This window comes from uncultured Subdoligranulum sp. (assembly GCF_937890665.1).
This window is the reverse complement of sequence record NZ_CALADU010000212.1, coordinates 13,984-27,463: the sequence shown is the minus strand read 5'-3', so window position 1 is coordinate 27,463 and position 13,480 is coordinate 13,984. Positions and strand designations below refer to the sequence as shown.

Sequence of the window (13,480 nt, the reverse complement as noted above, 5' to 3'; positions counted from 1 at the left end):
GAATACCCGAAACAATTCGGCCAAATCGTAGAGAACTTCGTCGTCGGGCAGATCGTCCTGCAATTTTTGCAGGGCCTGTGGGTCCAGCGGTTGGCTCTGCGCCGGTGGGGACGGCTCATGGGGCAGCATGGCAAACATCCTTTCATATGTTTATTTGTTCATATGATACACCCGGTAAAAGGAACTGTCAATAGGTTATACAAAAAAATCCCCGCATTTCTGCGGGGAAAAAGGTGTTTTATTGGGGCGGCTGAAAGCCCGGTTCTCCGGGCAGGACCACACCGTTGTTTTGCAGCATCCGGCGAAATTCCTCGTCGGGCATTTCAAAGACCACCTCGCCGATCATGGCGGGTTCGTGGACCAGAATCTTCCACGGGGCGCCTTCGGGCTGCTGCAAAAACAGGATGCCCGACACCTGTCCCAGTTTCTGGATGCCCTCATCGGCCCAGAAGGCGGGGGAGGGGGTCACATAATAATGGTCGACCATCCGGCCGTCGGCAAAATCATGCTCGATGGCGGCGGGCAGTTCCCCCTCGGCCTGTTCCGATTTATATTGCAGGTGCAGGTTGGTAAAATCCGCGGCGGTCATAGGCCGTCCCTCCTTTGGCAGTGTGGGATCAGACGCGCAGGCTGGCGCCTTCGCCGTCGTTGCTGCCCTCGTCGAATTCATAGTCGTTGCCGGGCAGCAGGGCATTGAGCAGAATGCCGGCAATAGCAGCGATGGCCAGACCGGACAGGTTGACGTTAACGCCCAGCACGGGGAAGGTGATACCGCCCACCGAGTCAAAGCCCAGAGCGCAGACCAGAATCACCGCTGCGATGATCAGGTTGCGGGAATTGGTGAAGTCCACCTTGTTTTCCACCACGTTGCGTACGCCGATGGCGGAGATCATGCCGTACAGCACAAAGCTGATGCCGCCCACGATGCCGGCGGGGATGGTGTTGATGATGGCCTCAAACTTGGGGCAGAAGCTGAGCACCAGCGCAAAGACTGCCGCAATACGGATGACCAGCGGGTCGTAGATCTTGGTCAGCGCCAGCACGCCGGTGTTTTCGCCGTAGGTGGTGTTGGCGGGGCCACGCCCAGCAGGGTACGGTTCAGACCGGGGTCACGGATGTAGTTTTTGCCGGTGGTGGCGCTGATGGCGGCAATGTCGCCGATATGCTCCATCATGGTAGCCAGCGCGATGGGCACGATGGTAAACAGGGCGCTGATGAAGGTCTCACTGCCGTCGATGGCGAACAGACCCATGGAATCTTTATGCAGGGGAATGCCGAACCAATCCGCTGCGCCGATGGCCGCAAAATCCACGGCGCCGGTGGCCAGCGCCACCGCGTAAGAAACCAGTACACCAATGAGGATGGGCAGAATCTTGACCATGCCCTTGCCCCAAATGTTGCAGATGATGACGGTGGCCAAGGCTACGAAGGCCAGCAGCCAGTTGCTCTGGCAGTTGCTGATGGCACTGGGGGCCAAAATCAGGCCGATGGCGATGATGATGGGACCGGTGACGACCGGCGGGAAGAATTTCATCATCCGGCGGATTCCGAACGCCGAGATGAGGAAGCTGAACAATACGTACACAAGGCCCGAGAACGCCACAGCCGCACAGGCGTAGGGCAGATTTTCGGGGTTGGCGCCATCATTGCTTACGATGGTGAAGCCGCCCAGATAGGCGAAGCTGGACCCCAAGAAAGCGGGAACTTTGCCCTTGCACAAAAAGTGGAAGAGCAGGGTGCCCAAACCGGCGCAGAGCAGCGTGGTGCTTACGCTCAAACCGGTGAGCAGCGGCACCAGCACGGTGGCGCCGAACATTGCGAACATATGCTGCGCACCCAGAATCAGCAACCGAGGCGTGCCCAGTTCGCGGGCATTGTAGATACCTTTGGAATAATCGATCGTTTTTTCGCTCATGATCGTCCTCCTCATACTTCCTTTATCCTGCCGCAAAAAAGGAAGCCGGCTGCAGGGGCCGCTTCCTCATGCACGTTTTCAGTATAGCGGGTTTAGTGGCAAAACGCAAGGCACAAGCGCAAAAAGCCGTTCTCTTGCAATCCACCGCAGGCCCCGCTATAATAAAAAGAAAAACAAGCGACAAAGGGGAAATGGCAGATGTTGGAACCGGGGATCAAGGGCCACGCAGCGCTGCGTGTCACCACCGAAAATACCGCACAGGCAGTGGGCAGCGGTGAACTGCCGGTGCTGGCCACGCCGGCCGTGGCAGCACTGATCGAAAAAGCCTGTTGGAAGTCGGTGGCACCGGAACTGGATCTGGGCACCGGCACGGTGGGCACCAGCCTTTCGCTGGCCCACACCGCCCCCACGCCCATCGGCATGGTGGTCTACTGCGATTGTGAATTGACCGCGGTGGCCGACCGCCGTCTGACCTTTACCGCCCGGGTCTATGACGATGTGAGCGAGGTGGCCCACGCCACCCATGAGCGCTACATCGTGGACAACGATCGCTTTACCCATAAGGCGTCGGCCAAGCTCAACGCCGACTGAACCGCAAACGGCCCCACCAAACGTGGGGCCGCCGTTGGGTCAATAGATAGCTTCCTCTCGCCAGCGGGCCAGCCGCTGTACGGTTTCGTCGCTCTCTACCCAGCCCTTGGCAGGGTCGGGCTGGGCGTCGGGGGCGTAGTGCTGCATTACACCGGGCACCTCACCTTGCAGGTACGCTTTGGCCTGCTTTTGGCGGCTGGGGGCGGTGCGCCGCAGCAAGGCGTCCTTTTCCTTCCGATTCAACGGTGCGTTCACACGCAATCCCTCCCTTCCCGGTTAGCGTGCCCCGCCCGACGGCTGGCCAAACCCGGCAAATTGTGGTATACTACCTTTTCGTCAACTTTATCCCAAAGGAGCTTTGTCCAACATGGAAGTCAAGATCAATCAGGTGATCCTCCATCTTCTGGACCCCGGTGCGTCGGAGCCGCTGCTCTCTGACCGGCCCATGGATCTGGATGCCGATCTCTTTGAATATTTTTCTGCAATTTTGGAAAAGGCCTTCGTCAGCGACGAGGTCAAGAACTGCCGGTTCCTGCCGGATTCCGCCTTTGCGCAGGAGATGGCCCAGAATCAGGATTTCGTGGACCTCTCCCGCCGTATTGCGGGGGTCATCTTTGAACAGATGCTGCAATATCCCGCCATTCCTGCCGGAGATCTGGCGGTAGTGGACTTTGCCGGGGACGGCGTACCTTATTACGGGGTACTCAAACTCAACTATCGCCCCGGGTATACCCATCATACCGAAACATTGGGCAATGGCCGGTTCAGCAGTATGGTGCCCCAGCGCACCTTGCTGCCCGGTACCCCCAAGGCCGACGAGGCGGCCCTCATCGACCGGGCCAACGGCACGGTGCGCCTCATCGAGAAAAAGTTCACCATGGACGAGAAAAAGGACTTCTACCTCTCCACCAGGGTGTTCGGCTGTACCGAGGCCATGCAGGAAAAGGCCAAGCTCAAAGCAGTTTGCGAAACGGCGGTGGCAGCGGTGAAGGAAGCCTACCCCGAACCGGAAGAGCTGGACGACGTGCCCCCCTTTGACGGCGGCACCGAAACCGCGGTGGAACTGATGGTGCGCAATCAGGCGGTGGACAACACCATCTCGGTGGAGGATGTCCGCACCCGCATGCGGGAAGCCTATCCCTTGGCGGCACCCACGTTCGAAGCTGCCTTGGCCGAGACCGGCGTGCAGGAAAATGACCGGGTGACAGTGAGCCCGGCGCGGATCAAAAAGCTGGAAAGCCGCAGCTTTAAGACCGAGTCTGGCATCGAGATCAAGATCCCGGCGGAACTTTGCAACTCCGATGACGCGGTGGAGTTCATCCACTCGGCCACCGGCGGGCTGAGCCTGCTCATCAAGGACGTACTGGTATAAGACATGCTGCCGCCCGCCCGCTTTTGCGGGTCGGGCGGTTTTTGCCACAACAAGGAGGTCGCCTATGGAATGGAAAGATGGCCGTCCCCGCTGCCGGTGGGCCAACCCGGACAATCCCCGTTACCTGCACTACCACGACTGCGAATGGGGTGTACCGGTTCACGAGGACCGGATGCTCTTTGAGATGCTGATTCTGGAAGGCTTTCAAGCCGGTCTGTCGTGGGAATGCGTGCTCAACAAACGGGACGCTTTCCGCCGCGCTTTCGATGGCTTTGACTGGCAAAAGGTGGCTGCCTACGATGAGGCCAAATGTGCGGCGCTGGCGCAGGATGCAGGCATCATCCGCAACCGGCGCAAAATTGCCGCAGCGGTGGGCAACGCCAAGGTTTTTGCCGCCATCCGGCAGGAGCGGGGCAGTTTTGACCGTTACCTTTGGCACTGGACCGATGGCAAGACCTTCTGCGAGCGGGATAAAACGACCTCGCCCCTTTCCGATGCAATCTCGGCCGACCTGCAAAAACGAGGAATGAAATTTGTGGGTTCCACCATTGTATACGCCTATCTGCAGGCGGTGGGGGTACTGTGGAGCCACGAGGAGGGATGCTTTCTGCAGACGCCACCCTGCCAAAACCCGTGAACCTTCTTTTACAAATGTTGGCGATTTTTGCGTCTTTCCGCTCAGGGCATTGTGTGTTACAATAGGGGTGGACCGAAACAGACCCCCATCACAGCAAAGAGGACTGTAAACATGTTTGAAAATCATCTGTTTGCCCGTACCACGGCTCATCATGCCGTGCTCTACTGGGATAAGCCTGCCGCCGCCGGCGCGCAGGCCGAATATACCGTCTATCTGAACAATGAGCCGGTGGGTACCGCCGCGCGTACCCATTATACATTGCAGGGGCTGGAACCCCAGACCGAATACCGGGTGGATGTGGTGTTTGAAAACCAGCCGGTGGGTGCCTGCCTGCTGCGCACCGGCGCCGAAAAGAACCGCATCAACGTCACCGAAGCGCCCTACTGGGCCAAGGGGGATGGTGTGACGAAAAATACCGCCGCGCTGCAGCGGGCCATCGATGCCTGCGGCCCCGGGGATGCCGTCTATCTGCCGGCGGGCACCTACCTGACAGGGGCGCTGCGGCTGCACAGCGATATGGAGCTCTATCTGGAAGAGGGCGCTGTACTGCAAGGTACCGACCAGATCGTGGACTACCAGCCCCGCATCCCCAGCCGGTTCGAGGGCATCGAGATGCGCTGCTATTCCAGCTTGCTGAATCTGGGCAAGATGGACCATGACGACGGCTACAACTGCGTGAACGTAGTCATCCGCGGCAAAGGCACGATTGCCAGCGGCGGCAAAGCGCTGGCCGAGGCCATCATTGCCGATGAGCGGGAGCACCTGAAAGACTATCTGGCCGAAAATCCCGAACTGGTGGCGAGCTGTGAGAACGAGGACACGATTCCCGGTCGGGTGCGGCCGCGGCTGCTCAACCTGAGCAACTGCCAGAACGTCTGGATCAGCGGTCTGACCCTGCGGGACAGCGCTTCGTGGACGATGCATATGATTTACAGCGATACCATCGTCACCGACCACTGCACCTTCCGTACCGAAGGCGTCTGGAACGGCGACGGCTGGAACCCCGATTCCAGCACCAACTGTACGCTGTTTGCCGCCGAGTTTGCCACCGCCGACGATGCAGTGTCCATCAAGAGCGGTAAGAACCCGGAGGGCAACGCCATCGGGCGGCCCAGTGCCCATATCTATGTCTTTGACTGTCACAGCACGGCGGGGCATGGTATCAGCATCGGCAGCGAGATGTCGGGCGGTGTGGAGGATGTCCAAATCTGGGACTGCGATTTGGAGCGGTCTTTCTCGGGCATCGAGATCAAAGGCACGCCCAAGCGGGGCGGCTATGTGCGGGGGGTCACGGTGCGGGACTGCAAGGCGCCCCGGGTGCTGGTCCACGCGGTACCCTATAATGATGACGGCGACCCGGCCGAAACACCGCCGGTGTTCGAGCATTTTACCTTTGCAGGGCTGACCCTGACGGGACGGGTCCTGAACCGCAAGCAGGAATGGAAAGATGTGTCCCCGGTAGAACTGGCCGGATTCGAGGGACCTGCCTACGCTCTGCGGGATGTCAACTTTGACGGGCTGACCATCACGGCCAAGGCGCCTCGTCTGCCGCTGCAATATTGTTGCGATGTGACGCTGCGGGGGGTGACCTGCCTGCCGCCGCAGGAAGAAAACCGTGCATAATGTAAGGAGGGTATTGTGATGGAACTATCCGAATTGACTGCGCAGGCGCGCCAAGCCACCGAGGAACTGCTGGAGGCTGCGCATCTGGAAACGGGGGATATCTTTGTGGTGGGCTGCTCCAGCAGCGAGATCACCGGTGGGCGGATCGGCCATCACTCCAGCATGGAAGCCGCTGCCGCTGTGTTGGCAGGGGTGCTGCCGCCGCTGCAGGAACAAGGCATCTATCTGGCTGCCCAGTGCTGTGAGCATCTGAACCGTGCCATCGTGCTGGAACGGGCGGCAGCCCGGGCATACGGCTACCAGATCGTGGCGGCCGTTCCCCAGCCCCATGCGGGGGGCAGTTGGGCCACTAACTGCTGGCGTACCTTTCAGGATCCCGTTTTGGTGGAGGAAGTGCGCGCTGCGGCGGGCATGGACATCGGCGGCACCCTCATTGGTATGCATCTGCGCCGGGTGGCGGTGCCGGTGCGGCTGAGTTTGGACCATATCGGGCAGGCGATCCTGCTCTGTGCCCGCACCCGACCGCCCTTCATCGGCGGGGCACGGGCCGTTTACAGTGAGGAGGAAGTGCGATGATCCCCGAAGCACAACAGCAGCAGATGGCGGAAGCCGTGGCCCGCATCCGGGAAACGATGGAGGCAGCAGCCCGCCGTGCTGGGCGTGACCCGGCGGATGTGAGCCTTTGCGCCGCCTGCAAAACCCGCACGGTGGAGGAGGTGCGTTACAGCGCCGACCTGGCCATCGATTTGTTTGGCGAAAACCACGTGCAGGAACTGGTGGAAAAGACCGATGCCGGAGCCTACCACGGCAAACCGGGACATTTTATCGGCCATTTGCAGACCAACAAGGTCAATAAGGTGGTAGGGCGTGCGGCGCTGATCCAAAGTGTGGACAGCACCCGCCTGCTGGACAAGATCGACACGGCTGCCGAGCGACTGGGACTGACCCAGCAGATCCTCATCGAGATCAACATCGGCGCCGAGGAGAGCAAGAGCGGCGTGGGTCCCAATGACCTCTGGCCGCTGCTGGAGGCCGCTGCCGCCAAGGCTCATTTGCAAGTCCGCGGCCTGATGGCCATTCCGCCCGCCGACGCGGACGACGACCAGACCCGCCGCTTTTTTGCCCAAATGCGGGAACTGCTGGCCGCAGCGGCTGCCCGCGGGTATGAGAATGCCCAGATGGACATCCTCTCGATGGGGATGAGCCATGACTATGCCATGGCCATCGAGGAAGGGGCCACCATCGTCCGGGTGGGCACCGCCATCTACGGCGCCCGGGATTACAGCAAAACCTAAAGAAACAGCAAAACGCCTGTGCAGCAGCCATGCTGCACAGGCGTTTTTTCGTAGACATAGTATAGGGGGCAGGCGGTTACCGGATGGTGGCGCGCTGCATCCAGCGCACACTCAGGCAGGTAAGCGTCACCCAGAGCAAGACCGCCGCCGCCAGCAAGGGCAGCCAGAGGGCGGTAGGGAAGAAGGCGATCACAGGGTGCAGCCATTGGTTGATGGTGGTGGTGCTCAGGATGAACAGCAGGTAGAGAACGCCCACGCCACGGGCACCAAACCGCTGAAAGACGGCGCCCACCACAAGGCTCACCCACACCGGTCCCGCCAGCACAAGGGGCCAGACCGGCCAAGGAATCCACTGCCAAGGCAGTGCGGCTTCCCCCAGAAAGGCCCGGCGGGCCAGCGCGTCCACCGTCCCCCAAAGAAAGGTCAGCGCTACCTGCAAGCCGCTTATGCGCAGCCCATGGAGTAATAAGCCCAGCGTCAGCCCCCGGCGGGTGGTGGAAAAGCTGAGAAACACCATAAACTGGGTGCTCAGGTAGACCGCCATAAAAATCAGCGTGACCAGACAAGACAACGCCAAGATCATAGCCAGCAGGATCTGAGGGGCAATTTCCGGTTCCCCGGACAGTACGGCGATGGCGGCTATGCCTTCCCCCAGCAGACCCAACAGGACGATGAGCAGCACCGCCCATTTTAGGTCACTTTGGGTATAACGCAATACCGCGCGGATGGTTCGAGTCATACCAATCCCTCCTTTACGCTTGGGCGATCGCCAGTGTTTTCATTTGGTGCAGGGCGATGGCCATAAAGGGCAGGCTCAGCAGACCCAACGCCAGACTGTGCAGATTCAGTGCATAGGGCAAAAATGTGCCCAGCAGCATAAAAACCGCGATTTGCAGATAGACCACACAGAGCAGCAGGATGGCCAGCACCCGTTTCCAGAGGGGCAGCATCGACAGGTTCAGGGTGCCCAGCCACAGCATGGAGGCACACAGCAGAAGCTTGAGCCCCAACCCCTGCATGGGATACAAGAGCAGATTACGGAACACCTCATTCACGCTCGTTTGGAACAGACGGGCTGATACCGAGTTGCAAAGGTAATCCAGCACCATGCAGAGCAGGGGCAGCACCACCCAGAAGGCGGCTACGGCACCGCGCAGAGAACGCCGGGTCACCCCGAAGCTCAGGGCCAGCGGGGCATACCCGCTGATGGCCTGTGCCGCACAGATGCCAAGGATGACGTCATACAGCACAAAGAATCCCTGCACGTAGGAGAAGAATAGTCCTATGTTGTTGGTTAGGCGGCACAGCAGAAGCAGTACCGGATACAGCAACGTCAGACTTCCGATCATGACCAGTGCCGGTTTGAGCAGAAACCACAGGGCTTTTGCCATTCAGCATCCCTCCTGTTCATGGCCGCAGAGCGCCACAAAGACCTTTTGCAGCGGCAGGGCCGTGCAGTCCACGTCCAGCCCTTTGGCGGCGATGGTCTGTGCCGAGGCCCGCACGGTGCAGCTTTTTTGGCGTCCTAAGGTTTCGGTGCGCAGCACTTCGCAGTCGGCACAGGCGGCGTCCACCACGTCGTCCCGGCCGGTCACCGCACAGAATTGGCTCAGCAATTCGTCGGTCTCGCAGTCCTCGATCAGCCGTCCCTCTTTTAGGATCAGCACCCGTTCAAACACGGTGGCGGCCTCCTCCAAAATGTGGGTGGAGATCACAAAGGTGCGTCCGGTGGCGGTGTAGTCTTCCAACAACAGCCGGTAAAAGTCCTCCCGCGCCACGATGTCCAGCCCGGCGACCGGCTCATCCATCATCGTGATGGGGGCTCGGCTGGCCAGCGCCAGCACGATGGTCACGGCGCTCATCATGCCTTTGGACAGTGCGCCGATCCGCTTTTTTTCGTCCAACCCAAACTGCTGAATCAGCCGGTGGGCATAGTCGTCATCCCAGTGGGGATAAAACAACTGCCCGGCCTTGAGGTACTCTCGGACCCGCAGGGTGTTGGCATTGGTGCCCAGTTTGCCGGACAGCTCCCGGCTGAAGCACAGGTCCGCCAAGGCATTCTCATTCTCCCATACCGGTTCGCCGCCGTAGGTGACCTGCCCTTCGTCGATGGGAAGCTGGGCGGTCAGGGCGGACAGCAGGGTGGTCTTGCCCGCGCCGTTGCGGCCAATCAAGCCATAGATATGTCCGGGTTCCAGCGTCAGATCCAGATGATCCAGCGCCCGGGTCTTGCCGTAGGTCTTACACAGGCCGGTGGCCTGCAAACATTTCCTTTCCATGGTTTACTCCTCTTGTGGGCAGGCGGCATCCAGCATCGCCTGCAGTTCTTGGGCCGTCAGCCCCAACTTGCGGGCTTCGGCTACCATCGGCTTCACATACTGTTCCAAAAATTCATCCCGCCGCTTGGCGCGGATGCGGGCTACGGCACCTTCCGCTACAAACATGCCGATGCCTCGCCGCTTGTACAGGATGCCCTCCTCTACCAACAGGTTCAACCCCTTAGCGCCGGTGGCCGGATTGATCTGCAAGGTGCGGGCCAGTTCGTTGGTGCTGGGGACCTGCGTTTCCTCTGGATAAATGCCGCGCAGGATTCCATCCTCCAGCATCTTGGCGATCTGTAAATAGATCGAGGTGTGGTCGTTCAATACCGGGGGCAAATGCTCACCGCCTTTCAAGTTGGTTGTTTGGTTCATTACTTGTGTAACCAACTATATCACCTAGGCGTTTCCTTGTCAATACCTCCTGCAAAATAACAGGCCGGGGTGGGCCACTTGCAAACTTTTCGGGTGGCTGGTACAATAAATTTATGTTTTTGTGTTTTCTTAAAGGGGAGATCAACCATGAATTGGCAGCAAGCCTGCGAACTGCCGTATTATGGCGGTAACGATCTGGGGGCCAGTTGGTCCGGCACCCAAACGACCTTTAAACTCTGGGCGCCTACCGCGACGGCGGTGGCATTGGAACTTTTCGCCACCGGCACCGATGCCGAGCCGAACGCAGCCAAGTTGGGGGTTCACCCGCTGACGGCTGTGGGGCAGGGGGTCTGGTCCGTCACGGTGGCGGGGGACCTCAATGGGGTCTATTATCAGTATCATCTGCAATTTGCCGACGGCCATAGTGCGTCGGTGGTGGACCCCTATGCCCGGGCGGCGGGGGCTAATGGGCGGCGGGGCATGGTCCTCGACTTGGATTCTGCCGCACCGGCGGGCTGGCATGGCGACTGCCGCCCCACCATTCCGGCCCATGCCCGGGCTGTCTGGGAGGTCCACGTGGCGGACTTTTCTGCCGACGAGCACAGCGGTGTGCCCGAAGCATGGCGGGGCACTTATCTGGGCTTTGTGCCCGATGACACGACGCTGGACGGTGACGGGCAGCACCCCACCTGCTTAAACTACCTCAAACAGTTGGGCATCACCCACGTGCAGCTACAGCCGATCTTTGATTATGCCACGGTGGATGAGACCCGCCCCGACGGGTACAACTGGGGGTACGATCCGCTGAACTACAACGTGCCGGAAGGCTCCTTTTCCACCGATGCTTTCCACGGGGCGGTGCGGGTACGGGAATGCCGCGCCATGATCCAAGCGCTGCACCGGGCTGGGCTGGGCGTGGTGATGGATGTGGTTTACAACCACACCTACCACACCGACAGTTGGTTGGAACGTACCGTGCCCGGCTACTGGAACCGTCGCTGGCCCAACGGCAATATAACCAATGGGTCGGGCTGCGGCGACGATCTGGCCAGTGAACGGCCGATGGTGCGCAAATATCTGGTGGATTCGGTGCTCTATTGGGCCAAGGAATACCACATCGACGGGTTCCGGTTCGACCTGATGGCACTGGAGGACGTAGATACCATGAACGCCATCCGCGCGGCGCTGGATGCACTGCCCGGCGGACAGGACATTTTACTGTACGGCGAACCTTGGACGGGCGGCGGCACCCATATGGAAGGCGGCGCCTGCCCCAGCGACAAACGGGCGCTGGATGCCCTCAGTGACCGAATCGGCTTTTTCTGCGACGATACCCGGGACGCCGTCAAGGGCAACGTCTTTGACGCTGCCAACGCAGGGTATGTAAACGGGGCGCCCCAGTGCGGGTACGATGTACTCCACGCGGTGGGGGCTTGGCGCAGCGGGGCCCGGGGCTTCCGGCCCAAGCAGGCTGCGCAGGTGGTGCAGTATGTGTCGGCCCACGACAACCTTACCCTCTGGGATAAGCTGGCGGCGGTGGCGCGGCGGACAGACTATGATGCCGCCGACGGAGAATTGCTGGCCCAGAACCGGATGGCGGCAGGTATCTGCCTGACCTGTCAGGGCTTGCCCTTCTTTCAGGCTGGGGAGGAGTTTGGCCGCACCAAGTACGGAGACCACAACAGTTATCAGGGGCCGCTGACCACCAACCGGTTGGACTGGCGCCGGGCGCACCGGCCGGAATTTGCCGCCCTGACCGCCTTTTACCGGGGCATGTTGGCCATTCGTCGGGCTTATCCCCGGCTGGCTGGGGCGGACGGGGAACCGGAACCTTTCCTGCTGGCGCTGCCGGGATGGCTCATCGGCTTTGTACCCGAAACAGAGGGGGATGACCCGGTGGGGCAGTTGGTGGTGTACTACAACCCCGAACGCACCCGCCAGTGGGTGTCGCTGCCGTCGGGCACATGGCGACGCCTGTGTGACGGTACCCATGCGGGCACCACGCCCTTCGGCCCGCTCTGCCGGGATGCATTGGAGCTGGAACCCCGCAGCGTCACCATCTTGGTAGCTGAATAAAAACGCAGCAGCGTGTGCCCTACGGTACACGCTGTTTTGACAGGAGGGAGCCCTCTATGGCAGAGGCCTATACGGTAACGGCACAGCAGGTGCGATGGTATCGTCTGGCAGCCCACCATTTGGACCGCCTCGCTCCGTCGGACACTTTGTTGGCCGCCGCCGGCGTTTGTGGACTGCAAAATTCACCGCCCGGCGGATGGGAAACCGCTCTGTTTGCCCGGTTGGAAGGGATTTCCCGCCCACTTTTGCGGCAGGCGCTGGAAGAGAAAAAGACCCTGCTGCAAGCATGGAGCTATCGCGGCGTACCGGTGGTTTTTCCCACGCAGGAAAGCGCGGTTTTCCTCTCGGCATTGGCGGCCCGCCCGGGGGAGGAACCATGGATCTACACCCGGGGCGTTACGCTGGCACTGGATTTTCTGGGCATGGAGTGGGAAGAAGCGCTGTCTCTGGTACGGCAGGCGGCTGTCTGGCTGGACGGCCATACCGTGACTACCAAAGAAGAACTGGACCGGGTGCTTGCCGCCCGGGTGGCGGACGGATTGCCCGCCGCACTGCGGGAAAGATGGAACGCACCCTCTTTGTATGGCCGACCGGACCGGCAAAGCGTAGGTGGGGCGGTGGTATCCTTCGCGCTGCGCCCCTGCGCCTTCTTGGGGCAGGTGGTATTTGGTGCCCGGCAGGGGATCCACCCCACCTTTACGGGGTATACCTCGTGGGTCGGGAAACCGCTTGTCGCCACGCCTTCGGCAGAAGCGGCACTGGTGCGCAAGTTTTTGCATGCCTATGGTCCGGCCACGCGGGCCGAGTTTGCCCTTTGGCTGGGCAGCAGCCCGCAGCAAACCAAGTGATTGTGGCAAACGGTAGCGTCGGAGTGCGTTCCGGTGCAGAAAGCGGGCAAGCGCGCCTATCTTCTGGCGGAGGATCTGCCGGCGCTGCTGCAGGTACAGCCACCCGAAGAAAGGTGGGCGCTGTTGGGGGCACATGACCCGTATCTGGATGCCCGGGACCATGATTTACTGCTGGAGGATGCAGCCTTGCAGCGGCAGGTATGGCGCACGGTGGCCAACCCCAATGTGATCTTACAGGATGGCCGTGTGGTAGGGATCTGGAAAGGAAAAAGCCTGCCGCAGGGTATGGAAATCACACTGACCTCCTTCGAACCCTTGCCGGAGGATGCCCTTCGGCGTCTGCGCCAACGGGCGGAGGCCTACGCGGCGTTTCGGGAATTGCCGTTGAAAAAACTTGTGGTGGAAAACTAAAAAACCACGGATGCTGTCG

Annotated in this window: 13 protein-coding genes and 2 pseudogenes; 8 read left to right on the top strand and 7 right to left on the bottom strand. The window is 60.5% G+C overall.

What is annotated here, in order from left to right:
• Positions 1 to 238: 238 nt before the first annotated feature.
• On the bottom strand, positions 239 to 589 hold the full coding sequence (locus tag Q0526_RS12195) for a hypothetical protein (protein WP_298734004.1): 351 nt from the start codon (positions 587 to 589) through the stop codon (positions 239 to 241).
• Between the two features lie 28 nt (positions 590 to 617).
• A pseudogene (locus Q0526_RS12190) lies at positions 618 to 1,915 on the bottom strand (uracil-xanthine permease family protein).
• Positions 1,916 to 2,113: 198 nt separating this feature from the next.
• Here Q0526_RS12190 and Q0526_RS12185 point away from each other — a divergent pair.
• Positions 2,114 to 2,506, top strand: coding sequence for a thioesterase (locus tag Q0526_RS12185; RefSeq protein ID WP_298734002.1), 393 nt, complete (start codon positions 2,114 to 2,116; stop codon positions 2,504 to 2,506).
• Positions 2,507 to 2,545: 39 nt separating this feature from the next.
• Here Q0526_RS12185 and Q0526_RS12180 read toward each other — a convergent pair whose 3' ends face one another.
• On the bottom strand, positions 2,546 to 2,761 hold the full coding sequence (locus tag Q0526_RS12180; RefSeq protein ID WP_298734000.1) for a hypothetical protein: 216 nt from the start codon (positions 2,759 to 2,761) through the stop codon (positions 2,546 to 2,548).
• A gap of 112 nt (positions 2,762 to 2,873) precedes the next feature.
• Between Q0526_RS12180 and Q0526_RS12175 the strand changes: the two genes are divergently transcribed.
• The 5 genes from Q0526_RS12175 to Q0526_RS12155 all read left to right on the top strand — a co-directional run bounded on the left by Q0526_RS12175 (position 2,874) and on the right by Q0526_RS12155 (position 7,433).
• Positions 2,874 to 3,878 (top strand): nucleoid-associated protein, encoded by a 1,005-nt coding sequence (locus Q0526_RS12175; protein WP_298733998.1) that lies wholly within the window; start codon positions 2,874 to 2,876, stop codon positions 3,876 to 3,878.
• A gap of 64 nt (positions 3,879 to 3,942) precedes the next feature.
• The gene (locus tag Q0526_RS12170) at positions 3,943 to 4,515 is read left to right on the top strand and encodes a DNA-3-methyladenine glycosylase I (RefSeq protein WP_298733996.1); all 573 of its coding nucleotides are present in this window, start codon (positions 3,943 to 3,945) and stop codon (positions 4,513 to 4,515) included.
• 111 nt (positions 4,516 to 4,626) lie between these two features.
• A complete protein-coding gene (locus Q0526_RS12165; RefSeq protein ID WP_298733993.1) occupies positions 4,627 to 6,138 on the top strand; it encodes a glycoside hydrolase family 28 protein in 1,512 nt (503 codons plus the stop codon).
• Between the two features lie 18 nt (positions 6,139 to 6,156).
• The gene (locus tag Q0526_RS12160) at positions 6,157 to 6,714 is read left to right on the top strand and encodes a TIGR01440 family protein (RefSeq protein ID WP_298733991.1); all 558 of its coding nucleotides are present in this window, start codon (positions 6,157 to 6,159) and stop codon (positions 6,712 to 6,714) included.
• Positions 6,711 to 7,433, top strand: coding sequence for a YggS family pyridoxal phosphate-dependent enzyme (locus Q0526_RS12155; RefSeq protein WP_298733989.1), 723 nt, complete (start codon positions 6,711 to 6,713; stop codon positions 7,431 to 7,433). Before Q0526_RS12160 ends, Q0526_RS12155 begins: the two co-directional genes overlap by 4 nt.
• 76 nt (positions 7,434 to 7,509) lie before the next feature.
• On the opposite strand, the gene Q0526_RS12150 is transcribed toward Q0526_RS12155, so the two are convergent.
• From Q0526_RS12150 to Q0526_RS12135, 4 genes are read right to left on the bottom strand one after another with little or no spacing between them, the layout of a single operon-like run.
• Positions 7,510 to 8,172, bottom strand: coding sequence for a hypothetical protein (locus Q0526_RS12150; protein WP_298733987.1), 663 nt, complete (start codon positions 8,170 to 8,172; stop codon positions 7,510 to 7,512).
• Positions 8,173 to 8,185: 13 nt separating this feature from the next.
• Positions 8,186 to 8,824 carry a hypothetical protein gene (locus Q0526_RS12145; protein WP_298733984.1) on the bottom strand — a complete coding sequence of 213 codons (639 nt, stop codon included), beginning with the start codon at positions 8,822 to 8,824 and terminating at the stop codon, positions 8,186 to 8,188.
• Complete coding sequence (locus tag Q0526_RS12140; RefSeq protein WP_298733982.1) at positions 8,825 to 9,712, bottom strand: ABC transporter ATP-binding protein; 888 nt, start codon at positions 9,710 to 9,712, stop codon at positions 8,825 to 8,827. It abuts the gene before it with no gap.
• A 3-nt stretch (positions 9,713 to 9,715) separates the two neighbouring features.
• Positions 9,716 to 10,090, bottom strand: coding sequence for a GntR family transcriptional regulator (locus tag Q0526_RS12135; protein ID WP_298733980.1), 375 nt, complete (start codon positions 10,088 to 10,090; stop codon positions 9,716 to 9,718).
• 183 nt (positions 10,091 to 10,273) lie between these two features.
• On the opposite strand from Q0526_RS12135, the gene pulA reads away from it, so the two are divergent.
• Both pulA and Q0526_RS12125 read left to right on the top strand, forming a co-directional pair.
• Positions 10,274 to 12,202: a type I pullulanase gene (gene pulA / locus Q0526_RS12130; protein ID WP_298733978.1), complete on the top strand. Its 1,929-nt coding sequence runs from the start codon at positions 10,274 to 10,276 to the stop codon at positions 12,200 to 12,202.
• A gap of 56 nt (positions 12,203 to 12,258) precedes the next feature.
• Positions 12,259 to 13,461: pseudogene (locus Q0526_RS12125) on the top strand (winged helix DNA-binding domain-containing protein).
• The last annotated feature ends 19 nt before the right edge of the window (positions 13,462 to 13,480 follow it).